This is a genomic window from Kitasatospora sp. NBC_00039, assembly GCF_045160625.1.
Classification (GTDB): domain Bacteria; phylum Actinomycetota; class Actinomycetes; order Streptomycetales; family Streptomycetaceae; genus Kitasatospora.
On record NZ_CP108289.1, the window covers coordinates 5,701,118 to 5,722,416 of the forward strand.

The 21,299-nt window shown below is 71.7% G+C and carries 20 protein-coding genes; 12 read left to right on the forward strand and 8 right to left on the reverse strand.

The window, feature by feature from the left end; translation table 11 throughout:
- Positions 1–47 precede the first annotated feature (47 nt).
- The 5 genes from OG286_RS25410 (at position 48) to OG286_RS25430 (ending at position 4,545) form a co-directional block, all read left to right on the forward strand.
- Positions 48–1,067 (forward strand): adenosine deaminase, encoded by a 1,020-nt coding sequence (locus OG286_RS25410; RefSeq protein WP_396322790.1) that lies wholly within the window; start codon positions 48–50, stop codon positions 1,065–1,067.
- Between the two features lie 160 nt (positions 1,068–1,227).
- Positions 1,228–1,776, forward strand: a complete 549-nt coding sequence (locus OG286_RS25415) for a hypothetical protein (RefSeq protein ID WP_405365794.1) — start codon at positions 1,228–1,230, stop codon at positions 1,774–1,776.
- A gap of 95 nt (positions 1,777–1,871) precedes the next feature.
- Positions 1,872–2,708 (forward strand): DUF4097 family beta strand repeat-containing protein, encoded by an 837-nt coding sequence (locus OG286_RS25420; protein WP_396322694.1) that lies wholly within the window; start codon positions 1,872–1,874, stop codon positions 2,706–2,708.
- Between the two features lie 101 nt (positions 2,709–2,809).
- Positions 2,810–3,769: an ATP-binding cassette domain-containing protein gene (locus OG286_RS25425; protein WP_405365795.1), complete on the forward strand. Its 960-nt coding sequence runs from the start codon at positions 2,810–2,812 to the stop codon at positions 3,767–3,769.
- A complete protein-coding gene (locus tag OG286_RS25430; protein WP_396322692.1) occupies positions 3,766–4,545 on the forward strand; it encodes an ABC transporter permease in 780 nt (259 codons plus the stop codon). The genes OG286_RS25425 and OG286_RS25430 overlap by 4 nt, the downstream gene beginning before the upstream one ends.
- A 246-nt stretch (positions 4,546–4,791) precedes the next feature.
- On the opposite strand, the gene OG286_RS25435 is transcribed toward OG286_RS25430, so the two are convergent.
- Positions 4,792–5,463 (reverse strand): DUF4097 family beta strand repeat-containing protein, encoded by a 672-nt coding sequence (locus OG286_RS25435; protein ID WP_396322691.1) that lies wholly within the window; start codon positions 5,461–5,463, stop codon positions 4,792–4,794.
- Positions 5,464–6,034: 571 nt separating this feature from the next.
- Between OG286_RS25435 and OG286_RS25440 the strand changes: the two genes are divergently transcribed.
- Positions 6,035–6,613, forward strand: coding sequence for a hypothetical protein (locus tag OG286_RS25440; RefSeq protein WP_405365796.1), 579 nt, complete (start codon positions 6,035–6,037; stop codon positions 6,611–6,613).
- A 91-nt stretch (positions 6,614–6,704) separates the two neighbouring features.
- On the opposite strand, the gene OG286_RS25445 is transcribed toward OG286_RS25440, so the two are convergent.
- The 3 genes from OG286_RS25445 to OG286_RS25455 form a co-directional block, all read right to left on the reverse strand.
- Entirely contained in the window at positions 6,705–7,475 is a 771-nt protein-coding gene (locus OG286_RS25445) for a CDP-alcohol phosphatidyltransferase family protein (protein WP_396322687.1), read from the reverse strand.
- Between the two features lie 281 nt (positions 7,476–7,756).
- Positions 7,757–8,449 carry a YidC/Oxa1 family membrane protein insertase gene (locus OG286_RS25450; protein WP_396322686.1) on the reverse strand — a complete coding sequence of 231 codons (693 nt, stop codon included), beginning with the start codon at positions 8,447–8,449 and terminating at the stop codon, positions 7,757–7,759.
- 119 nt (positions 8,450–8,568) lie between these two features.
- Positions 8,569–8,862: a DUF6412 domain-containing protein gene (locus tag OG286_RS25455; protein ID WP_396322685.1), complete on the reverse strand. Its 294-nt coding sequence runs from the start codon at positions 8,860–8,862 to the stop codon at positions 8,569–8,571.
- A gap of 189 nt (positions 8,863–9,051) precedes the next feature.
- Here OG286_RS25455 and OG286_RS25460 point away from each other — a divergent pair, with 189 nt between their 5' ends.
- Positions 9,052–9,336, forward strand: a complete 285-nt coding sequence (locus tag OG286_RS25460) for a type II toxin-antitoxin system Phd/YefM family antitoxin (protein WP_396322684.1) — start codon at positions 9,052–9,054, stop codon at positions 9,334–9,336.
- Positions 9,329–9,751 carry a type II toxin-antitoxin system VapC family toxin gene (locus OG286_RS25465; RefSeq protein WP_396322683.1) on the forward strand — a complete coding sequence of 141 codons (423 nt, stop codon included), beginning with the start codon at positions 9,329–9,331 and terminating at the stop codon, positions 9,749–9,751. The genes OG286_RS25460 and OG286_RS25465 overlap by 8 nt, the downstream gene beginning before the upstream one ends.
- A gap of 38 nt (positions 9,752–9,789) precedes the next feature.
- Here the strand turns inward: OG286_RS25465 and OG286_RS25470 are convergent, their stop codons facing one another.
- Positions 9,790–10,893, reverse strand: coding sequence for a Gfo/Idh/MocA family oxidoreductase (locus OG286_RS25470; protein ID WP_396322682.1), 1,104 nt, complete (start codon positions 10,891–10,893; stop codon positions 9,790–9,792).
- Between the two features lie 547 nt (positions 10,894–11,440).
- Between OG286_RS25470 and OG286_RS25475 the strand changes: the two genes are divergently transcribed.
- The 4 genes from OG286_RS25475 (at position 11,441) to OG286_RS25490 (ending at position 15,924) form a co-directional block, all read left to right on the forward strand.
- A complete protein-coding gene (locus OG286_RS25475) occupies positions 11,441–12,220 on the forward strand; it encodes an HAD-IIA family hydrolase (protein WP_396322681.1) in 780 nt (259 codons plus the stop codon).
- Between the two features lie 260 nt (positions 12,221–12,480).
- Positions 12,481–13,788: a low temperature requirement protein A gene (locus OG286_RS25480; RefSeq protein WP_405365797.1), complete on the forward strand. Its 1,308-nt coding sequence runs from the start codon at positions 12,481–12,483 to the stop codon at positions 13,786–13,788.
- 186 nt (positions 13,789–13,974) lie between these two features.
- The gene (locus OG286_RS25485; protein ID WP_396322789.1) at positions 13,975–14,652 is read left to right on the forward strand and encodes a uracil-DNA glycosylase; all 678 of its coding nucleotides are present in this window, start codon (positions 13,975–13,977) and stop codon (positions 14,650–14,652) included.
- 201 nt (positions 14,653–14,853) lie between these two features.
- Positions 14,854–15,924, forward strand: coding sequence for a glycoside hydrolase family 6 protein (locus OG286_RS25490; protein WP_396322679.1), 1,071 nt, complete (start codon positions 14,854–14,856; stop codon positions 15,922–15,924).
- A gap of 39 nt (positions 15,925–15,963) precedes the next feature.
- Here OG286_RS25490 and OG286_RS25495 read toward each other — a convergent pair whose 3' ends face one another.
- From OG286_RS25495 to OG286_RS25505, 3 genes are all read right to left on the reverse strand, one after another.
- A complete protein-coding gene (locus OG286_RS25495; RefSeq protein WP_396322678.1) occupies positions 15,964–17,895 on the reverse strand; it encodes a galactose oxidase-like domain-containing protein in 1,932 nt (643 codons plus the stop codon).
- 32 nt (positions 17,896–17,927) lie between these two features.
- Positions 17,928–20,012 carry a glycosyltransferase family 2 protein gene (locus OG286_RS25500; RefSeq protein ID WP_396322677.1) on the reverse strand — a complete coding sequence of 695 codons (2,085 nt, stop codon included), beginning with the start codon at positions 20,010–20,012 and terminating at the stop codon, positions 17,928–17,930.
- 651 nt (positions 20,013–20,663) lie between these two features.
- A complete protein-coding gene (locus OG286_RS25505) occupies positions 20,664–21,254 on the reverse strand; it encodes a 3-oxoacid CoA-transferase subunit B (RefSeq protein ID WP_405363711.1) in 591 nt (196 codons plus the stop codon).
- Positions 21,255–21,299: the final 45 nt, after the last annotated feature.

Below are 21,299 nucleotides of genomic sequence, written 5' to 3' on the forward strand. Positions count from 1 at the left end.
GAAACCCCACCGGGAGCACGGCCGGGGGCCGTGCCGGGGGGCGGGGCATCGAGGCGTTCATCGCCGGGATGCCCAAGGCGGAGCTGCACGTCCACCACGTCGGCTCGGCCTCGCCGCGCGTCGTCGCCGAGCTGGCCGCCCGCCACCGCGGCCAGGCCAGGGTGCCGACCGACCCGGCGGCCCTCGCCGAGTACTTCACCTTCACCGACTTCGCCCACTTCATCGAGGTCTACCTCAGCGTCGTCGACCTCATCCGCGACGCCGAGGACGTCCGCGCGCTGACCTACGGCGTCGCCGAGGACATGGCCCGGCAGAACATCCGGTACGCCGAGCTGACCGTCACCCCGTACTCCTCGGTCAGCCGGGGCATCCCCGACGTCGCCTTCATGGAGGCCATCGAGGACGCCCGGCTTCACGCCGAGAAGGAGCTCGGCGTGGTGCTCCGCTGGTGCTTCGACATCCCCGGCGAGGCCGGCCTGGCCGCCGCCGAGGAGACCGCCCGCCTCGCCGTCGACCTCGCCCCCGAAGGCCTGGTCAGCTTCGGCCTCGGCGGCCCGGAGATCGGCGTGCCGCGCCCGCAGTTCAAGCCGTACTTCGACCGGGCGCGCGCGGCCGGCCTGCGCAGTGTCCCGCACGCCGGCGAGACCACCGGTCCGGAGACGGTCTGGGACGCCCTGCGGGTGCTCGGCGCCGAGCGCATCGGCCACGGCACGCAGGCCGTGAAGGACCCGGCGCTGCTGGACTTCCTCGGCGAGCACCGGATCCCGCTGGAGGTCTGCCCGACCTCCAACATCGCCACCCGGGCGGTGGAGCGGATCGAGGAGCACCCGATCAAGCAGATGGTCGACTCGGGCCTGCTGGTCACCGTCAACAGTGACGACCCGCCGATGTTCGGCACCGACCTCAACACCGAGTACGCGGTGGCGGCCCGGCTGCTGGACCTGGACGAGGCGGGCGTCGCCGCGCTGGCGCGCAACGCCGTCGAGGCGTCCTTCCTGGACGCGCCCGGCAAGGCCCGGATCGTCGGCGAGATCGACGCCTACCTGGCCGGGTGGGACCGCGGCTGACCTGCGTCCTCCTGCGCCGGCTCCGGGCCGGCCGGGTGGTGGTGAACGCCCCTGCCGGGTTCGCCCGGCAGGGGCGGTTCCGCGTCTGGCGCCACCCTTACGGGTGATGGCGCCACGATGGCACTTCTCATGGCGCCACCGATGTGCCATGCTGTGGGCCATGGACCTCACGCCGTACGTCGACAATCTCCGGCACGAGCTCGCGGTAGCGGCGGGCGCGGGCGGGGACGAAGCCCGCGCTCTGGCCGAGCGCCTGACTCTGCCGCTGGAGTCGGCCGCACGGCTCACCCTGCTCAACGCCCTCTCCGCCGCGATGGGCGAGGTCACCCGTGACCTCGCCCCGGGCTCGGTGGACGTCCGGCTCCGCGGGCTCGATCCGGAGTTCGTGGTGACGGTGCCGCCCTCGGTGGAGTCGTTCCACGAGTCCGGCGAGCTCCTGGCGCCGGCGTCACCGGTGGTGCCAGCGGCGGCATCGATGGCGCCATCCGTGGCGCCGGACGCGGACGACAGCAACACCGCCCGGATCAACTTCCGTCTGCCCGCCCATCTCAAGACCAGGGTGGAGGAGGCCGCCGGGCAGGAGGGCCTCTCGGTCAACGCCTGGCTGGTCCGGGCGGCCGCCGCCGCGTTGGAGCCGAGCGAGCCCGTCCGCGCCGTCGGCCGGACCAGGCGGGCGACGGGCCAGGGCTACACCGGCTGGGTCCGGTAGCCGCTTCTCGCTCCGCTCCTTCCCACGTCACCAGTCTCGACGTCACCCGCCCGACGGGCGGGAACACCCACCAGAGCCAAGAGGACGGGACAGCCATGCCTTCTTTCGACACCCCCGACCCGATCAACGTCACCCTCGAATTCGACATCCTCTCCGTGCGGATCACCGCGGGGAAGCGCACCGATACCGTGGTGGAGGTGCGGCCGGCCGACGCCGACGTGGAGGCGGACGTCAAGACCGCGGCGCAGACCAAGGTCAGCTACGCCGGCGGCGCCCTGGTCGTCAAGGGCCCTAAGAAGCGCTCCCTCTTCGGCAAGCCGGGCTCGGTGGACGTCACCATCGAGCTGCCGGCCGGATCCGAGATCAACGGGGACGCGCCCATCGCGGACTTCCTCTGCGAAGGCCTGCTCGGTGACTGCCGGCTGAAGACCTCGGTCGGCCGGATCCAGGTCGAGCAGGCGGCCACCGTCCGCCTGAAGACCGACCACGGCGACATCCGCCTCCAGCGCGCGCGCGGGGACGCCGAGATCGCCGGCTCCGGCCGGGTCGAGATCGGCGCCATCCTGGGCGCGGCGACGGTGAAGAACCTCAACGGCGAGACGGTCATCGGCGAGGTCGGCGGCGACCTCAAGGTCAACTCGTCCAACGGCCAGGTCGGCGTCGGCGTCGCCGGCGCGGACGTCGACATCAAGTCGGCCCACGGCGCCATCCGGATCGGCGAGGTCGTCCGCGGGCAGGTGGTCCTGCAGACCGCCGTGGGGGACCTGGAGATCGGCATCCGCGAAGCGTCGGCCGCCTGGCTCGACGTCCACACCCGGCTCGGCAGCGTCCGCAACACGCTCGCATCCACGGAGGGCCCGGGCGGGGCCAACGAGACCGTCGAGGTCCGCGGCCGGACGCAGCTCGGCGACATCGTGATCCGGCGTTCCTGACCATCCGCCATCTCCGGCCGCCGGTGCCTCTTCGTACCTCTCGGCACCTCGTGGCACCTCTCGGAACCTCGGCACTCGGCACCCAAGGAAGCGTGACCGTCATGACCTTAACGCCCGCCTCCGCCACGCTCACCGCGTCGGCGATCACCGCCACCGGGTTGACCAAGTCCTACGGCGGGAAGACGGTGCTCCGCGGCATCGATCTGACCATCCCCGAGGGCACGGTCTTCGCTCTGCTCGGGCCGAACGGTGCCGGCAAGACCACCGCCGTGCAGATCCTCTCCACCCTGATCCCGGCCGACGACGGCGCCGTACGGGTGGCCGGCCACGACCTCGTCCGGGAGGGCGGCGCGGTCCGCGCGGCGATCGGCGTCACCGGGCAGTTCTCGGCGGTGGACAACCTGCTCACCGCCCGGGAGAACCTGCTGCTGATGGCCGACCTCAACCACCTCGGCCGTCGGGAGGGGCGGAGTCGGGCGGAGGAGCTGTTGCGGCGGTTCGACCTCACGGAGGTGGCGACGAGGCCGGCCGTCACCTTCTCCGGCGGTATGCGACGCAAGCTGGACCTCGCCATGACGCTGGTCGGAGCCCCGCGGATCATCTTCCTGGACGAGCCCACCACCGGCCTGGACCCGCGCAGCCGGCGCACGATGTGGGAGATCATCCGGGGCCTGGTCGCCGACCACGGCGTCACCGTCTTCCTCACCACCCAGTACCTGGAGGAGGCCGACCAACTCGCCGACCGGATAGCCCTCCTGGACGATGGCCGGATCGTCGCCGAGGGCACGGCGGAGCAGCTGAAGCGGCTCATCCCGGGCGGTCACCTTCGGTTGAGGTTCGCCGGTCCGGCCGAACTCGCCGCGGCCGCCGCGCACTTCACCTACGCCGCGGCCGACGAGGAGGCTCTCGCCCTCTCCATCCCCGGCGACAACTCCGTCATCACGGTGAAGGCGGTCCTGGATGTGCTCGACAACGCCGGGGTCCGGGCCGAGTCACTGACCGTGCACACCCCCGACCTGGACGACGTGTTCCTCACCCTGACCGAGGGGGCCTCCCGATGAGCAGCACGACGACCTACGCCGTCAGCGACTCCCTGACCATGCTGCGGCGCAACCTCAAGCACGCACGGCGGTACCCGTCGATGACCTTCGCGGTCGTGATGATGCCCGTGATGATGCTGCTGCTGTTCGACTACGCCTTCGGCGGAGCACTCGGCCTCGGCATCGGCGGAGGCGACTACATCGACTACGTCACCCCCGGCATCCTGCTGATGGCGGCGACGTCCGGGGCACTGGTGACGGCGGTCGGCGTCTGCGTCGACATGACCGAGGGCATCGTCAACCGCTTCCGGACGATGGCGATCTCGCCCTCGGCCTTCCTCACCGGGCACGTGGTCGGCAGCGTCATCCAGACGGTGATCGGCATGGTCCTCGTGCTCGCCGCCGCCCTCGCGATGGGCTTCCGGCCCAACGCGACCCCGGTGGAGTGGCTCGCCGCCTCCGGCCTGCTCGTCTTCGTCATCCTGGCCCTGACCTGGCTCGCCGCCGGCATCGGCTTGGTCGCGAAGACTCCGGAGAGCGCCAGCAACCTCCCGATGCCGCTCCAGTTCCTGCCCTTCATCGGCAGTGCCATCGTCCCGCCGGACTCCATGCCCACGGCACTGGGGTGGTTCGCCGAGTACCAGCCCTTCACCCCGGTCATCGAGACCCTGCGAGGCCTGCTGATGGGCACGGAGATAGGCAGCAGCGCGATGGCTGCCCTCGCCTGGTGCATCGCGCTGGCCGCCGTCGGCTACCTCTGGGCGCGCAACACCTTCCACCGCACCGCACGGCGGTAGCCCGCCCGCTCTCCGTCCCGCCGGGCCGTCACCGCGAGAGGTGGCGGTCGCCGGCGGTTCCCGCTCGGGAGCCCCCGCCCGCCGGGGCAGTCGCCGGGCGGCCGGCCCGGCCGGACGGCCCCCTTTCGGCCCGTGCTCGGCGACCGTTCCACGGTGTGGGTGCTCCTTGTGCGGGTGGCGGGTGGCGGGTGGCGGGTGGCGGGTGGCGGGCAGCGGGCAGCGGGTGGCGGGTGACCGGTGGGTGGGTCAGAGGCTGCGGGCGGTGATGTCGCCGTAGCTGGTGGTGGCGAGGATGGCGAGTTCGGCGGTGTCGTTGTCGGTGTTCTTGAGGGCGTTGTTGATGCGGCCGTGGGCGGTGCCGGCGTCGAGGGAGGCGGTGGTGGCGCGGGCGGCGCCGATGGTGATGTCGCCGGCCTGGGTGCGCAGTTCGACGGTGCCGTGCGTGGCCTCGGTGATGTGGAGGTCGCCCTTCTGGGTGGTGAGGTGGGCGGTGCCGCCGAGGCGGCCGATGGTGATGTCGCCGGCCTGGAGGGTGAGGGTGGCGTTCGCGGTCTCGTCGAGCTTGACGGTGCCCTGGGCGCCGTCGAAGGTGACGTCGCCGAGGCGTCCGACGCCGCGGAGTTCGGCGCTGGCGGCCTTCGCCTCGACCCGGGATCCGGCGGGCAGCTGGACGGTGATCTCGACGGCGCCGGAGTTGCCGAGGATCCGGTTCTTCGCGGCGGGGGCGGCGATCCGCAGGACGCCGGCGGTGTAGTCGACGGTGATCTGTTCGGCGGCGTTGACGTCGCGGCCCTTGGCGGCATTGGCGGGCAGGACCTCGACGGTGGTGTCGGCCCGGTCGGCGGCGATGAGGCGGATGTGTCCGGCGGGGATGTCCAGGACGGCGGCGATCGGGGCGGTGGTGGCGAACTTCTGCATGGTGTGCTCTCCTGCGCTCGTTGTTTCTGACGAGGGAAAAGCTACGTTGCGTTCGCGAAGCCCGCAACGTACTCGTTGCACGCAGACGCCATCATTGCAGGTGAGAGGCCGAATATCGTTGCAACAGTCCTATATCTAACGCAATGACGGACACCGATTGCGTTGCATTGGACTGGAGGTGAACGCTATGCGACGCCGGGCGGCGGTCCGGCCCTTCGGCAGATTGCACTCGGGCTGACCGGCGGCCTCGCCTGTACGGAGATTGCCCGACGCCTCGGCCGCCCATCCTCGCGGGCCGGGGTCATGGCCGCCGAGGGCGCGACGAACGCCACCGCGGGCGCTGTCCCTGTGTCGGTGCGAGTGTCAGGGAGATCCCGCGGGCGCGGGGTGAGAGAGCCGTGTCTCCCGCAAGGTCCTTACGTCGCAAGCGATATGACGCAGGTGGTGCCGTCGGCGGGTGTGACGCCATCACGGCCGGGCTGGTGATCGTCGGGCTCCGGAAGGACGGTAGCCTGCATCGGTCAACAGCGTGTTGACCGTCCATCATGCAGTCGTCACGGGGATATCAGTCATGTCCGCACCGCCGCCCTACCAGAACCAGCCGCCCCAGCAGGGCTACGGTTACGCACCGCCGCCGCAGATGCCGTACGGGCAGCAGCCCCCGTACGGGCAGCAGCCGCAGTACGGCCAGCCGTCCCAGTACGGACAGCAGCCGTACGTCGCTCAGCAGCCGAATGCCGGCCAACAGCCGCCGGCGCCCCGGCCTCCCCAGGGTCCGCGGCGCAGGAGTCCGTTGCATTCACTGCTCTCGATCGCGATCGTCCTGGCGGTCTTCGGCGGCGGCGCCTGGTACGTGTGGAAGTACAACACGGATCCCAATGGCGGCAAGGCCAAGGCCGAGGCCACGCGCTCCGCGCAGGCGGAGGAGAACAAGAAGTACGAGCCGAAGGTCGGTGACTGCGTCAGGATCCAGGACCCCCAGGGCTCGCCGCTGCCGGTGATCGTCGACTGCAAGTCCGCCGAGGCCCAGTACAAGATGGCCGACACCCTCTACGGCCCCGACCGGAGTTGCGGGTCGGCGTACGACTACGGGATCAAGTACTCCAGCAGGCGGGCCGCTGACTACACCTTGTGCTTCAAGAAGGTCTGACCTTCGCCTCACGCTCTGGCCGCGCTCCGGCCGTGCTCCGGCTGGGTTCCGGCCGTGGTCCGCGGGCGCGGGCCTCGGCCGGAACCGGTGCTCAGCGCAGCCGGGACGAGGACAGGATCGACGCGAGGTGCGCGACCACCATGCCCCAGGTGATCACCGCGATCGCGGCGAGTGCCACCCGGGTCGGGCCGATGTCGCCGACCGCCGCGTCGGCCACCGCCGTCGCCAGCAGCACCAGCGAGGCCTCGATGCCGTTGGTCACCCGGTGGATCTTGAACACGGACGCCAGCCGGCGCGCGGTGGCGATGCCCTGGGAGCGCGGCTGGGTCGACTCCTCGTCGGCCGGCGCCAGCCCGCTCCGGGCCCGTGCCACGTCCACCAGGTCGGTCGAGGCCTTCAGCAGGACGACGCCCAGCGCCGTCGCCAGCCCGACCGACACCCACAGCTCCGACCCGCCCCGCGCGGCCCGCACACCGGCGCCGATCATCAGCGCCGCGTCGGCCAGGTACGCGCCGAGCCGGTCCACGTAGACGCCCGCCGTGCTGAACTGGCGCTTCCAGCGGGCCACCTCGCCATCGACGCAGTCGAAGAGCAGGAAGCCCTGGAACAGTACCGCCGCCAGCACCGCGCCCGTCAGCCCCGGAATCAGCAGGGCCGCCCCGGCGCCGACGCCGCAGACCACCATCATCCAGGTCAGGGTGTTCGGCGAGACGGACGTGCGTACCAGCTGCCGCGTCGTCCGCAGTGAGATCGCCCGCATGTACAGGCGGCCCGCCCAGTGCTCGCCATTGCGGCTCTGCAGCTTGGCCTGCGGCTGGCAGACCTCCCGCAACTCGGTCAACGACGGGGCCGCGACCACCATGACTTCCTCCACCTGTCCCGCCGGACTTCGCAACGATCAGCACAGGCTACGACCTGCCTTGACCGGGACCCTGGCCGGGTCTTGGATGCGGGGACGGAGATCCGCCGCATCACGCGGGCCGCCGAGGTCGTGGCTGCCGGGCGCCTCTCCGGGCCCTGACGGCCGCACTCGCGGAACTGGCCCGCGAGCGCGGCTGGGCTCGGACCCAGGGCTCGGAACCCAGGGCTCGGAACCCAGGGCTCGGAACCCACGGCTCGGGACCCGTGCCTCGGACCGGCGGCTCAGACCAGGGCCGGAACCGCCTCCGGCACCGGCGCGCCCCGGTGCAGCCAGGCGCGTTCGGTGGCGGACCAGGCGGTCGTCGTCACCAGGTAGATCCCGGCGGCCAACGGCACCAGCGCGGCGAACAGCACCGTGCCGAACGACAGGTACGGCAGGAACGCCGTCCCCGGCTGCGGGGTCGCCTGGAGCGCCTGCGCCCGGCGGGCCCGCCGGAAGCCGACGTATGCGACCGCCGCCAGCGCGGCGTACAGCACCCCGAACACCGCCCACTGGGCCGGGCCCTGCGCACTGCCCACGTGCAGGCCGAGCGGGACGCCGAACAGGGTGTGGCCGAGCAGGTCGTTCGGGGTGGTGAACAGCCGGTACATCACCGAGAAGAACGGGATCTGCACCAGCATCGGCAGGCACCCCGCGAACGGCGAGGCCTTCTCCTCCTTGTACAACTCGGCCAGCGCGGCCTGGAGCTTCTCCGGCTTGCCCTTGTGCTTGCGGTTCAGCTCGGCGACCCTCGGCGCGAGCCGCGCCCGCGCCTTCTCCCCGCGCGCCGCCGCCCGCGCCAGCGGGTGCAGGGCGAGCCGGACGCAGACGGTGAACAGGACGATCGCCAGCGCGGTCGGCAGGACCTGGGCCAGGGCGGCGACGACATCGTGAGCCAGGCCGACGGCCGGGTCGAGGAGTGCGAAAACGGACATGGTGATGCGAGCCCTCCGGGGGTCTCAACGTCTCAGGACACTAGTGATCTACGGAGGACGGCCGCGTTCGACGGCTCTCGGAAAGAGCTCTCGGAAGGAGCTCTCGTCATGAGGGAGGGTTACGCGGCCGCCGGGGCCGCACCCGGCGCCCTGGGGCGTCGCCTGCCCCGGGCGTCCGGATCGCGCTGCGGAAGGAAGGCGGTCCGGAACGCACGCCTGCGCAGTGTCCCGTCCCGTACGGTGGCCGGCGCCCGCGCGCCGAGCAGCCGCGCGGCGGCCAGCGTTCCCGCCACCGCACCGGCCACCAGGACCACGGCTGCGGCGGCCGCCACCGAGGTGAGCGTCCCACCCTCGGTGAGCACCTCCCCGGTCAGCACCCGGAGCATCCCGAGCAGCATCGCGACGAATCCCACGGCGTGCTCCTCTCGAGCTCCGGTCACCGGCTTCGGACGTTGTCGACGATCGTACGGCCTGCGGAGTTCCCGTGCGTCGGGATCGTCGGGAACGATCATCGTCCGCACTCGCACCACCCGTGCAGGAGGGGCGCTTTCGCGGGTCCGTGCGCCGTAGCCAGAGGGGCTACGCGGGGCTACCTTGGAGGGATGAAGACGATTTCCCAGCGGGAGTTCCGGAACAACTCCGCCGCGGTGATGGATGCCGTGGAGGCGGGGGAGACCTTCCACATCACCAGGAACGGGGTCGAGGTGGCGGAGCTGCGGCCGGTGGCGGGGCGGCGGAGGCTCACGGCGGAGGAGCTGGTGGCCCGCCACGTGAAACTGCCGCGGGTCGATTACCAGCAGATGCGCAAGGAGGCCGAGGAGTACTTCGGCCCCGAGGAGCTGGTGGGGGACGAGGGCGACGACCCGTTCGAGCGGCGGCGTGGCTGAGCGGCACAGGGCGTCCCGGCGGCGGCCGGCCGGGGTGCTGGACACCTGCGTCTACATCGACCTGGCACTGCTCAACCCGGCCGAGCTGCCGGCCGTGCCCGAGCTGACCGCGATCACCTTCGCCGAGTTGCAGCAGGGCGTCTCGATGGCGCGCGACCCGGCCACCCGGGCGGCGCGGCTGGAGGTGCTGGGGGCGGCGATGGCGGACTTCGACCCGCTGCCGTTCGACGCGGCGGCCGCCGCCCGGTACGGGACGCTGGTCACCCTCACCATCGCCGCCGGGCGCCAGCCGCGCCCGCGCCGGATCGATCTGATGATCGCCGCGGTCGCCTCCGCGCACGGGCTCCCGTTGTACACGCGCAACGTCGCGGACTTCCGGGGGCTGGGCTCGGCGGTGGAGATCATCGGGATCTGACCGGCCGGGCCGGGGCGCGGCCGCCGCGGAGGGACGGGTCAGTCGAGCCGGACGGTCGTACCCGTGGCGGCCGAGGTGCGGGCGGCCTCCAGGACGGTGAGGGTGGCGGCGGCGTCGCGCGGGTCGACCGGGGGCGGGGTGCCGGGGGTGGCCAGGGCGGCGGCGATTCCCGCGTAGTAGGCGGGGTAGTCGCCCGGGTCGGTGGGGACGGGGGCGGCGGCCTCGTCGGTGCCCAGGGTGCCGTAATGGGAGGGCTGGTCGGCTCCCCAGGGGACCCCGGCGCGGCCGGTGCCGTCGGGCCGGTGGCCGGCGCGCAGGTCGGCCTCCTGCGGGTCCATGCCGGACTTCACGTAGCCGGCGGTGTCGCCGAGCACCCGCAGCCGCGGGCCGGCCAGCGGGGTGATGGCGCTGGTCCACAGGTGGGAGCGGGTGCCGGAGACGTGGGTGAGGGCGAGGAAGGAGTCGTCGTCCACGACCGCGCCGTCCCGGCGGACGTCGACCTCCGCGTACACCGTCTCGACCGGCCCGAACAGGGTGAGTGCCTGGTCGACCAGGTGGCTGCCCAGGTCGTACAGGGTGCCGCCGACCTCGGCCGGGTCGGCCAGCTCACGCCAGCCCGCCTTGGGCTTGGGCCGGAACCGCTCGAACCGGGACTCGAAGCGGTGCACCCGGCCCAGCGCGCCCCCGCGGACCAGCCGGGCGGCGGTGAGGAAGTCGCCGTCCCACCGGCGGTTCTGGAAGACGGAGAGCAGGACGCCCCGGGATTCCGCCAGTTCGCAGAGCGCCAGCGCGTCGGCGTCGGTGGCGGCCAGCGGTTTGTCGACGACGGTGGCCAGCCCGGCGTTCAGCGCGGCCCGGGCGAGCGGGACGTGGGTGCGGTTGGGAGAGGCGATGACGACCAGGTCGAGCGCGTCCGGGTCGGCGAGCAGCTGCTCGGGGGTGTCGACGGCACGGGCGCCGGGGTGTTCCCGGTGCAGCTGGTCTCGGCGGTCGGGGTTGGCGGTCACCACCGCGTCCAGCCGGAGCCCGGGGGTGGTGGCGATCAGCGGGGCGTGGAAGGCGGAGCCGGCCAGGCCGTAGCCGATCAGGCCGACGCGGAAGGGGCCGTCGTGGTGAGGGGTGGGGCGCGAGGAGGGGCTCATGCGGCTTACTCAATCACGGTGCGCCCGGTTGGCCCTGGTTTCGGTGCGTTGCGCCCCGCACTCGCCGGGAGGGCCCGAGGGCGCGGTCTCAGCATGCGCGCGTGCCGGGGGTGCGGCGGCGTCGGCGGCGGGGAGACGTCGGCGAACGGGCAGGGCGGGGGACTCCTGCGAGGGAGCGCGGTGAAGGTGGTGCCGTTCACGCCGGCCGGGGGTGCGGGCGTGCTGAGGGGCGATCAGGGCGATTGGAGGCGGCTCAAGGAGCCGTCGAGACGGGCGCGGGCCGGTCGGGTGCGAAGGGCCGCCGTCTCGGTGGGCGGCCGTTTCGAAGGGAGCCGTTTCGGTGGGCGGGACATGATGCCGTCGACCTGGTGTGCGGATTAGGCTGTGGCCCGTTGGGGCAGCCAGCAGGACCCCCGGCGGTCCGGCGTCCCGAGGAGGGCCCGGCCGGTGGGAGGCGCAACGGTGACGGCGGTGCGCCGCGGATTCGTACGACCATCGCTAGACGTTGCAAGAGCACGACCCTTGCAAGACTTCGGGAGACACGCACGTGGCAGACCGCAAGCCCATCGAGTCCTGGCTGACCGACATGGACGGGGTCCTCATCCACGAGGGCACGCCGATCCCCGGCGCGGAGGAGTTCCTGCGCCGGCTGCGGGAGTCCGGCAAGCCGTTCCTGGTGCTGACCAACAACTCCATCTACACCCCGCGCGACCTCAGCGCCCGTCTGGCCGGCATGGGCCTCGAGGTGCCCGAGGAGTGCATCTGGACCTCGGCCCTGGCCACCGCCAAGTTCCTCGAGGGCCAGCGCCCGGGCGGCACCGCGTACGTGATCGGCGAGGCGGGCCTCACCACCGCGCTCTACCAGGCCGGCTACGTGCTGACCGACAACAACCCGGACTACGTCGTCCTCGGTGAGACCCGCACCTACAGCTTCGAGGCGCTCACCAAGGCGATCCGCCTGATCAACCAGGGTGCCCGCTTCATCTGCACCAACCCGGACGAGACCGGCCCGTCGACCGAGGGCGTGCTGCCGGCCACCGGTTCAGTCGCGGCGCTGATCACCAAGGCGACCGGCGTGGAGCCGTACTTCGTCGGCAAGCCCAACCCGCTGATGATGCGCGAGGCGCTGAACACGGCGGGCGCCCACTCGGAGACCGCGGTCATGATCGGCGACCGGATGGACACCGACATCGTGGCGGGCATGGAGGCCGGCATGGAGACCATCCTGGTGCTCACCGGTCTGACCGCCGCCGCGGACGTGGAGCGCTTCCCGTACCGGCCGACCCGGGTGGTCAACTCGATCGCGGACCTGGTCGACCTGGTCTAGCCTCACCACTGTTCGTTTCCGGGCCCTGCCCTGGCCGTCCGGCCGGGGTGGGGCCCGCGTGTTGTGCCTAGCTGTTGCGTGTGCGGAGGAGGGGGCGGATGAGCACGACGACGGAGTCCGGCGGGGGCTCCACGGGGGAGTCCGGCGATGACTTCGCCGGGCAGCGCACGGAGCCGGTGACCGAACCGGTGACCGTGCCGTTAACGGAGCCGGTGACCGAACCGAGGGCCGAAGCGAGGGCCGAAGCGAGGGCCGAACCGATGGCCGAGCAGTTCACCGAGCCGGTCACCGAGCCGTTCACCGAGCCGTTCACCGATGAGAAGCGGGTGACGTGGGCGGAGCTCTACTTCGACCTGGTCTTCGTCTTCGCGATCACCCAGGTGTCCGGCCTGCTGCACCACCACCACGACTGGGCGGGCGTCGCGCAGGCCCTGGTGGTGTTCGTGCCGGTCTACTGGTGCTGGGTCGGCACCACGGTGCAGGCCAACATCCGGGACGTCGACACCCCGCGGGACCGGATCGGTATCCTCGGCGTCGGGCTGGCCGGCCTCTTCATGGCGCTGGCCGTGCCCGGCGCGTACGAGGGCCGGGGTGTGCTGTTGGGCGCCGGGTACTGGGCGGCCCGGGTGGTGCTGTTGGTGATGCTGATCCGCGTCCCGGGCGTCTGGCGCGGGCCGTACGGGGTGGGCGTGCTGGTCAGCGGACCGCTGTTGGTGGTGGGCGGGCTGCTGCCGGAGGGGCCGCGGATGGTGCTCTGGTCGCTGGCGGCGCTCTGCGACCTGTCGGGGCCGGTGCTGTTCCGCAACCGCCTCGCCAAGGTGGCCTACCACCCGTCGCACATGCCGGAGCGGTTCGCGCTGTTCCTGCTGGTCGCGCTCGGCGAGTCGATCGTCGGAATCGGCGCCACGGCCGCCGGCGCCCGGCTCGACGCGGCCGAACTGGGCGCGGTGGCGGCGGCGTTCACCATCTCCTGCGGGCTCTGGTGGCAGTACTTCGTCTATGCGGCGGACGCCATGCGGCATGCCGTCACCGTGGCGGACTCGCGCCGGGACGTGATCCGCCGGGTGTTCCAGTACGGGCACCTGGCGCTGGTGGCCGGGGTGATCGCGGTGGCGGTCGGCTTCGGCGAGACGGTGGCCGACCCGCGACAGGTGCTCGGCGCGGGCTCGGTGGCGCTGCTGTACGGGGGCTGCGGGCTGTACCTGCTGACCTTCGGGTACACCCGGTGGATGATGTTCCGCGCGGTGTCGACGACGCGGATCGTGGCGGCGGCGGTGGTGCTGGGGCTGGTCCCGGTGATGGTGCGGCTGCCGGCGCTCGTGGTGCTGGTGACGCTCGCGGTGCTGCTGGTGGCGCTGAACGTGGTCGAGCACGTGCGGGTGGGGCGGGCGGCTGCCCGTTCTGCCGGCGTGGCCACGGCGGGGCCGGCGGCCACGGCGGGCTCTGCGGCTTCGGCGGTCCAGGCGGCCCAGGAGGTCCCGAAGGCTGCGGCCGTTGCGGAAGCCGTTGCGGAAACCGTCGCGGAGGACGTCGCAGTCCGGAAGGTCCCGGCGGCTCCGGCGGAGTGAAGTGTCAGTCGGGATGTGTAGCGTTCGGGGTGGAAAGTGGGCGTGCGGCGCGAGACCGCGGTGCGTCCGAGGGTCGGGGCGGTGCGGCGGTGAGCGGCCGTCCGGTGGGAGGTTGATGTCGTGACGGACACGGTCGAGGCGGAAGCGGTCGAAACGGGCGTGGGCGAGGCTGGAGCGGGTGCCGGGCTGGAGCTGCCCGAGGCCTGGCGAGAGGTGCTGGGCGCCGAGACGGAGAAGTCGTACTTCGCCGAGCTGGCGGCCTTCGTGGCGGCCGAGCGCGCGGAGCACCAGGTCTTCCCGCCGAGCGGGCAGGAGTTCTCCGCGCTGGAGGCCACCCCGTACGAGAAGGTCCGCGTGCTCGTCCTCGGCCAGGACCCGTACCACGACGACGGCCAGGCCCACGGCATGAGCTTCTCCGTGCTGCCGGGCACCAAGACGCCGCCGTCGCTGCGCAACATCTTCAAGGAGCTGGATGCCGACCTCGGCATTCCGGCGCCGGACAACGGCTATCTGAAGCACTGGGCCGAGCAGGGCGTGCTGCTGCTCAACGCGGTGCTCACCGTGCGCGCGCACGAGGCCAACTCGCACAAGGCCAAGGGTTGGGAGAAGTTCACCGACGCGGTGATCAAGGCGGTGAGCGCGCGCGAGGAGCCGGTGGTCTTCGTGCTCTGGGGCAACTACGCGAAGAAGAAGCTGCCGCTGATCGACACCACCAAGCACGTCGTGGTCCAGGGCGCCCACCCGTCGCCGCTCTCGGCCAAGCTGTTCTTCGGCAGCCGGCCGTTCTCGCAGATCAACGAGGCGCTGGACGGTTTCGGCGTCGACCCGATCGACTGGCAGGTGCCGAACCTCAAGCAGGGCTGACGGCCTCGCGATGAGCTGATGCCTCGTCTACTCGTCGCCGCTGCCAGCTGTTCACCGGCCTCGGCCGCCGGTCGGTACCCGGTGTGCGAAGCTGGGTGCCGACCGGGTCGCCGGACCGGGTCTGGGGAGGGGCGGTACGTGCGCCGGGTAGGGCGAGGAGCGGGATTCCGGCTGGCTGCGGGGGCGGCTCTGCTGGGGTTGGTGGCAGGCGTCGCGGGGTGCAACGGCGGTGGCGCGTCCGGGGGTTCGGGCGGCGGTTCGGGCACGGGGGCGGCGCCTGCGCCGACCGGGGCCGGTGGGGCGGGCGGCACGGCGGGCTCGGCCGGTTCGGGGGAGACGACCGGTTCGGTCGGCGGTGCCGCCGGAGGGGCGTCCGCCGCCGGGCTCGCCCAGCTGCCCGGCCAGGCCTTCTACGTCTCCGACCAGACCTCGGCCGCCCAGCAGCTCGTCACCCTGCGCGGCCAGGGCCGGGCGGCCGAGGCCGACACCCTGCTGAAGATCGCCGCCCAGCCCTCCTCGCAGTGGCTCGGCGACCAGGCGGCCAAGGGCATCGTCGAGCAGGTGAGCCGCCGGGCCGCCGCCGTGGACCGTACACCGGTCTTCGTCGCGTACAACATTCCGCACCGCGACTGTGGCCAGTACTCGGCCGGCGGTGCGTCGGACGCCGCGGCCTACCGCTCCTGGATCACCGGCCTGGCGGAGGCGCTGGGCGACCGCAAGGCGTGGGTGGTCCTGGAGCCGGACGCCGTCGCGCACACCCTGGACGCCTGCGGGGTGAAGGGGGCGGCCGCCGCCGAGAGGTACGGCCTGCTGGCCTTCGCCGTACAGGAGTTGAAGAAGCGCCCGCAGGTGCGCGTCTACCTGGACGCGGGCAACCCGGGCTGGGCACAGGACCCGTCGACGATGTCCGACGCCCTGCGCAAGTCCGGTGTCGCGATGGCGGACGGCTTCGCGGTCAACGTCTCCAACTTCTACGGCACCGACCGGAACGCGGCGTACGGCGCCGAGCTCTCCGCCGCGTTGGGCGGGAAACACTTCGTCATCGACACCAGCCGCAACGGCAACGGCCCGCTGAGCGGCGACGCCTGGTGCAACCCGCCCGGCCGTGCGCTGGGCGAACCGCCCACCACCGAGACCGGCCGCTCCGGCGTCGACGCCTACCTCTGGATCAAGAACCCCGGCGAGTCCGACGGCGAGTGCGGCCGCGGCGAGCCCCGGGCGGGCGAGTTCTGGCTGCCGTACGCCCTGGGGCTGGCACGCGGGGGCTCATAGCCGCTCTGCGGAGGCCGGCTGTGCGGTCACCCTGATCGGTCAGGCCGTCACCTTGATCCACCGGGCCACCGAGGGGGTGCCGGAGCCGTCCGTCACGAACAGCATGTACCAGCCCGGCGGGAGCAGGTCCGGGTTGGCGGGAAGGGTGAGCGCGACGCCGCCGTCCGAGCGCGCGCCGACGTCCAGGGCCACCGACCGCTGTTCGACGTCGGTCGCGTGGGTGACCGAACTCGGCCGGACCAGCTTGGCGGTCACCACGCCGTCCGGCTTGGGGGACTTGACCGTGATGCCGGTGCCGAGCCGCGCGGTGGCCGGGGCGTCGGTCAACTGCGGGCGCTCGCCGTGGAACAGGTACGGCGGTGTGTAGATCTCGATCCGCTGCTCGAAGGTGCCTGGCTCGGTGTCGGCCTTGTCGGCGAAGAGCGGGTTGGAGCCGAGGACCACCGCCCGGCCGTCGGGCAGCAACAGCGCCTCGGAGTGGTAGTTCCGCCCGACGGTCGGCTCGGCCGCGGTGGTGAAGGTGTTGGTGTCCGGGTGGTACATCTGCGCCTTGAGCAGGTCGCTCTTGTGCTTGCCCCGGTAGTCGCTGGAGCCGCCGGTGGTGAACACGGTGTCGTCCGGCAGGATCACGCTGTTGAGGTAGCGGGTGCCGCCGGCCGGCAGGTCCGGGCCGGGGGTGAAGGCGGGCTTGGCGGCGGAGAGGTCGGCGATGTCGGTGCGGGCGGTGGAGAGCGGGGACTCGCCGACGCCCCCGCCGCCGAGCACCATCACCTTCTGCGCCTGGGCGGGCGGCAGCAGTACGGAGGACGAAGTCTCGGTGAGAGCGGGGTCGCGCAGCCCCGGCACCGGCTGGAAGCTGTTGTCCCCGAGGTCCCAGAGCCCCGGCTCGCGGCCCTTGTCCGCCGGGCCGTAGCCGGCGTTGGAACCGGAGTAGAAGAGCTTGCCGGAGGCGGTCAGGAAGATCGAGGGGTAGGTGGGGAAGTAGCGGTCGGGCGCCTTGGACCAGGTCTTGTTCGCCGGGTCGTAGATCTCGTTGTCGTTGCCACTGAGGATCTGTCCGGTGTCGTCCAGCCCGGAGACGGTGACCACCCGCCCGTCGCCCAGCCCGGTGAGCGTCGGGTACCAACGGGCGTACGCCATGTCGGTGACCTGCTCGTACATCTCGGTGTCCGGGTTGAACTCGAAGGCGGAGCGGATGCCCTGGAAGTCCTGCTTCTCCAGCGTCATGCGGTCGGCCATGCCGTAGAGGTTCCGGGCCTCGGCGCCGCTCAGGCCCTTGATCGCGTACTGGGCGGGGGAGTCGTTGACGTAGTCGGCGCCCTGCGCGACCGCCTCCACGAAGACGTGCTGTTCGCTGGCCTTGACGACGGTGCGGTCGCCGGCGCCGGTCTTGACCGCGGCCGGGACGGTCACCTCGGCGGTCGACACGTACTCGCGGCCGTTCGGGGCCGTGAACACGGTGCCCTCGGGGAACGTCCGGGCCGCGTCCGGGTTCTCGTTGCGCACCCGCATGGTGCCCGCCGCCTTCTTCACCGCGCCGTCCAGCGCCTCGTACCGCTGGGTGCCGCCGGCCACCAGCAACCGCCCGTCGGGCAGGGCGGTGTGGCCGCCGCAGAACATGTCGGCCGGGGTCGGGACCACCTTGTACGTGTTCCTGGCCGGATCCCAGAGCACGCTCTTGAAGCTGCCCGCGTCGAAGTTGCGCTGGTCATTGCCGGAACCGGCGATGATCAGGACCTTGCCGGTGCGCAGCAGGCTGGCGTGGATGGCGTTGATCCGGAACGCGGCGGGGAGGACGACGGTCTGCCAGTGGCCGTACTCGGCCTTGTACTCGGGGCGGTTGATCACGTAGTCGTGGTACTGCGCGTCGGCGAAGCCGAGCACGGCCGGCGCGTTCATCCCGGCGACGGTCAGCGCGACCGTGCTGCCGAGGGCGAAGCGCCTGGTGCGGCCGGCGTTGCGGATCTTCACGGTGGTTGGTCCCCTCGTGCTGCGGATGCGGTTCAGCGTGTGGTGGTGGGCGCCGGGGCGGGTTCGGTACGGCTCTGCGCGGGGACGACGGCGGCGGCGGCCTGTGCCGGGGCCGTTGCTGTTGAGGTCGTCGCGGCGCCGGTGACCGAGAGGGTGGACGTCGGCCGGGCCCGGCTGCGCCGGACGGCGTCGGCGGCCAGCACGAGCATCGGCAGCACGCTGAGGAAGAACGCCAGGCAGGCCCAGGTGCGCATGGCGACGTGATCGTGTCCGGTGAAGAAGGACGCGGTGACCGCGCCGCCGAACACCAGCGCCCAGAACAGGTGGATCCGGAACGTCGCCACCCGGTCCGGGCTGGCCGAGTCGCCCTTCGGTGTCACCACGAAGCGGCTGCGGAGGCGAAGTGCCGCCTGCAGAAACGATGCTGCGTAGATCGGCCCGCAGAGCGCCGACATCACCATCCCGGCGACTCCGGACGACCCGGCCGGCTCGTGCGGGCTCACGTTGTGCTTCCGGTTCCAGGTGTAGAGCAGCACCTGGAGGGCGGCCGCGTCGCTGTACAGCATCATCCAGATCTCGGACGACACATGGACGCCCGATGCCCCGAACCCCAGGTAGAGCACGCTCGACACGCCGCCGAGCAGCCAGGTCAAGGCCGCCATCGGGTAGAAGCAGACCATCAGCGTGTAGTTGAGCAGCCGGCCGGGCGACAGCCGCCACGCCGCCCGCCAGTACTGGGTGAGCAGGGTCTCGTAGGTGCCCCGGCTCCAGCGCAGTTGCTGGGAGAAGAAGTCGGTCCAGGACGACGGCCCCTCGCCGACCGCGAGCACGTCAGGTGTGTAGACCGACGTCCAGCGCGCGCCGGTGGCCGGGTTCCGGCGGCGGTGGAACTCCAGTCCGGTCGCCATGTCCTCGGTGATCGAGTCGTACAGGCCGCCGATCGACTGCAACGCGCTGATCCGAACGGCGTTGTTGGTGCCGACGAACATCGGTGCGCCGTAACGGTTCCCGGCCCGTTGGATCAGCGCGTGGAACAGGAACTGCTGGCTTTCCGAGAACTTGGTGACCGCCGACCCCGAGCTGCGGTAGTTCCCGTAGACCTGCGGCCCGACCACGAACGCGACGTCCGGGTCGCGGAAGTAGCCGAGCATCCGCTCGCAGAACTCCGGTAGCGGGACGTGGTCGGTGTCCACCGAGACCCAGAAGTCGTAGGCGCCGCCGTGGGCCTGGAGCCAGCTGTTGTAGTTGCCGTGTTTGGTCTTGGCGCGAAACCGGCCCTTGGACTGGTTCCACTGTTCGACCCCGCGCCGGCTGAAGTGCCGTGCACCGAGCTCGGCACAGAGCGCGCGCATAGCAGGATCGTTTCCCTCGTCGAGCAGCCAGACGTCGTACGGACCGTCGTGCCGGACGGCCAATGCGGCGGTGAGCGTGGTGCGCACCATCTCCGGCGGCTCCTTGCCCGGCACGCAGGTGGTGATGAACGCGACCCGGGTGCCCGCCTCGGGTGTGACCGGGACGGGGTCGCGGGCGACCAGGGTGGCGTGGGTGTTGGAGACCACGTTGACCAGCCGGAACACCTCGACCACCGCGATGATCCCGATCATCACCTTGTCGCCGAGCAGCAGCCAGGCGTGCGTCTCGCCCGGCCGGACCGGCCAGTGGCCGGGGAGCAGCAGCCAGACGAGCAGCACCGCCTCGACCAGCGGCGCGGCCAGCAGGAGCAGCGCCGCCCGGATCCGGTGCGGCTCGCGGCCCAGCAGGCTGCGGTACCGGACGCGGTAGGGAGGGGAGGACGTCTCGGTGGGCTCGAACGCTTCGGTGGGCTCGGGGGCCGTGGTGGGATCAGCGGCCTTGGCCGGATCGGTGGTCTTGGCGGGATCGGTGGTCTTGGCGGGATCGGTGACTTCGGGGGTGGTGGCCGGGCCGGCCAGGCGACTGAAGTGGACGTAGTCGTAAGGGGCTTCGGGGACCGGTACGGAGCGAAGGTCGTCCTCGACCGTGGCTTCCGGAGCGGCGGCCTCCGGAGCGTGCATTGCCGGGGTGGGTGTCGGCGAGGTGGGTGCTTCCGGGGCGGCTCCGGCTTCGGCGTCCGTCTGTCGCGAGAACAGCTTGATCATGTGTGGCTCCCCCCGTGGCCGGCCGCTTGCGCCGGCCGTTCGTGCGTGCTCCGACCGGGGGTATGCGATGGACCTGGAGTCCCGCGCTGCGAACTGTGCGCGCTGGGATCGAGCGCTCCCCCCAGAGCCTTGCTTTCGAAGCAGAACACCGCCCGGTGAACTGCGCCGTTTCCAGGCAGTTTCCGGGCAGTCAATCATTAAAACGTATACGATCGATTTTGTCGTGTATCTGCGCGCCTGCCTCGAATGCGGGATCCCGCTCGTTCTCCGGACTCCCCTCCGGGGGTGTGGGACCCTTGGCTGCCCCAACTCTCCCGGAGCGCAGGCGTGATCGCAACCGATCTGAGAAACGATCATTGCGCAAGCATGAAGATATGACGGTTCCCGGCCATTTGGGTCGCCGACGGTGCTATGGGGGTGGATTCACGTCCGGGCATTCCGAGTCGGTCGAATAAATGCGCGAAGGCCGGACCGCCGCGCGGGCAGTCCGACCTTCGTGTCTCCGCATGTCGCCGCCGGGGTCGCCGTCGCGTGCCTCTTCTGCGCGTCCGTGGTTCGCGTCTCCGTAGTTGGCGTGTCCGTACGTCGCGTGTCCCTGCACGCGTGTCCGTCCTTCTCGTCTTCGCGTGCGTGCTGCTGGGGCGGTCGTTCTCAGCCGATCGGCAGAAGGCGTGGCCCGGTCGCCGCCCGGACGTCCTCGAATCCCACCCCCGGGGCCGTTTCCACCAGGCGCAGCCCGGCCGGTGTGACGTCGATGACCGCCAGATCGGTGACGATCCGGTCGACAACCCGTCGGCCGGTCGCCGGGAGCGAGAGCTCGTCGACGATCTTCGGCGAGCCGTCCTTCGCCGTGTGCTCCATGACGACGATCAGCCGGCGGGCGCCGTGCACCAGATCCATGGCTCCGCCCATGCCCTTGACCATCTTGCCCGGGATCATCCAGTTGGCGAGATCCCCGGCGGCCGAGACCTGCATCGCCCCCAGCACCGAGACGTCGATCCGGCCCGCCCGGATCATGCCGAAGGAGAACGCGGAGTCGAAGTACGAGGCCCCGGCGGCGACCGTCACGGTCTCCTTGCCCGCGTTGATCAGATCGGGGTGCTCGGCCCCGTCCTCCGGGTACGGGCCGACGCCCAGGATGCCGTTCTCCGAGTGCAGCACCACGTGGACGCCGGGCGGAAGGTGATTGGGGATCAGGGTCGGTAGACCGATACCCAGGTTGACGTACTGGCCGTCCCTCAGCTCGCGGGCGGCCCGCGCGGCGAGCGCGTTCCGGGGGTCGAGCGG

Coding starts and splice junctions, on each gene's coding strand:
- OG286_RS25435 (WP_396322691.1), bottom strand. CDS start 5,463: ATGCAGAAGTTCGCCACCACCGCCCCGATCGCCGCCGTCCTGGACATC.
- OG286_RS25430 (WP_396322692.1), top strand. CDS start 3,766: ATGAGCAGCACGACGACCTACGCCGTCAGCGACTCCCTGACCATGCTG.
- OG286_RS25425 (WP_405365795.1), top strand. CDS start 2,810: ATGACCTTAACGCCCGCCTCCGCCACGCTCACCGCGTCGGCGATCACC.
- OG286_RS25460 (WP_396322684.1), top strand. CDS start 9,052: ATGAAGACGATTTCCCAGCGGGAGTTCCGGAACAACTCCGCCGCGGTG.
- OG286_RS25500 (WP_396322677.1), bottom strand. CDS start 20,012: ATGATCAAGCTGTTCTCGCGACAGACGGACGCCGAAGCCGGAGCCGCC.
- OG286_RS25450 (WP_396322686.1), bottom strand. CDS start 8,449: ATGTCCGTTTTCGCACTCCTCGACCCGGCCGTCGGCCTGGCTCACGAT.
- OG286_RS25445 (WP_396322687.1), bottom strand. CDS start 7,475: ATGGTGGTCGCGGCCCCGTCGTTGACCGAGTTGCGGGAGGTCTGCCAG.
- OG286_RS25480 (WP_405365797.1), top strand. CDS start 12,481: ATGGCCGAGCAGTTCACCGAGCCGGTCACCGAGCCGTTCACCGAGCCG.
- OG286_RS25420 (WP_396322694.1), top strand. CDS start 1,872: ATGCCTTCTTTCGACACCCCCGACCCGATCAACGTCACCCTCGAATTC.
- OG286_RS25440 (WP_405365796.1), top strand. CDS start 6,035: ATGTCCGCACCGCCGCCCTACCAGAACCAGCCGCCCCAGCAGGGCTAC.
- OG286_RS25415 (WP_405365794.1), top strand. CDS start 1,228: ATGGACCTCACGCCGTACGTCGACAATCTCCGGCACGAGCTCGCGGTA.
- OG286_RS25470 (WP_396322682.1), bottom strand. CDS start 10,893: ATGAGCCCCTCCTCGCGCCCCACCCCTCACCACGACGGCCCCTTCCGC.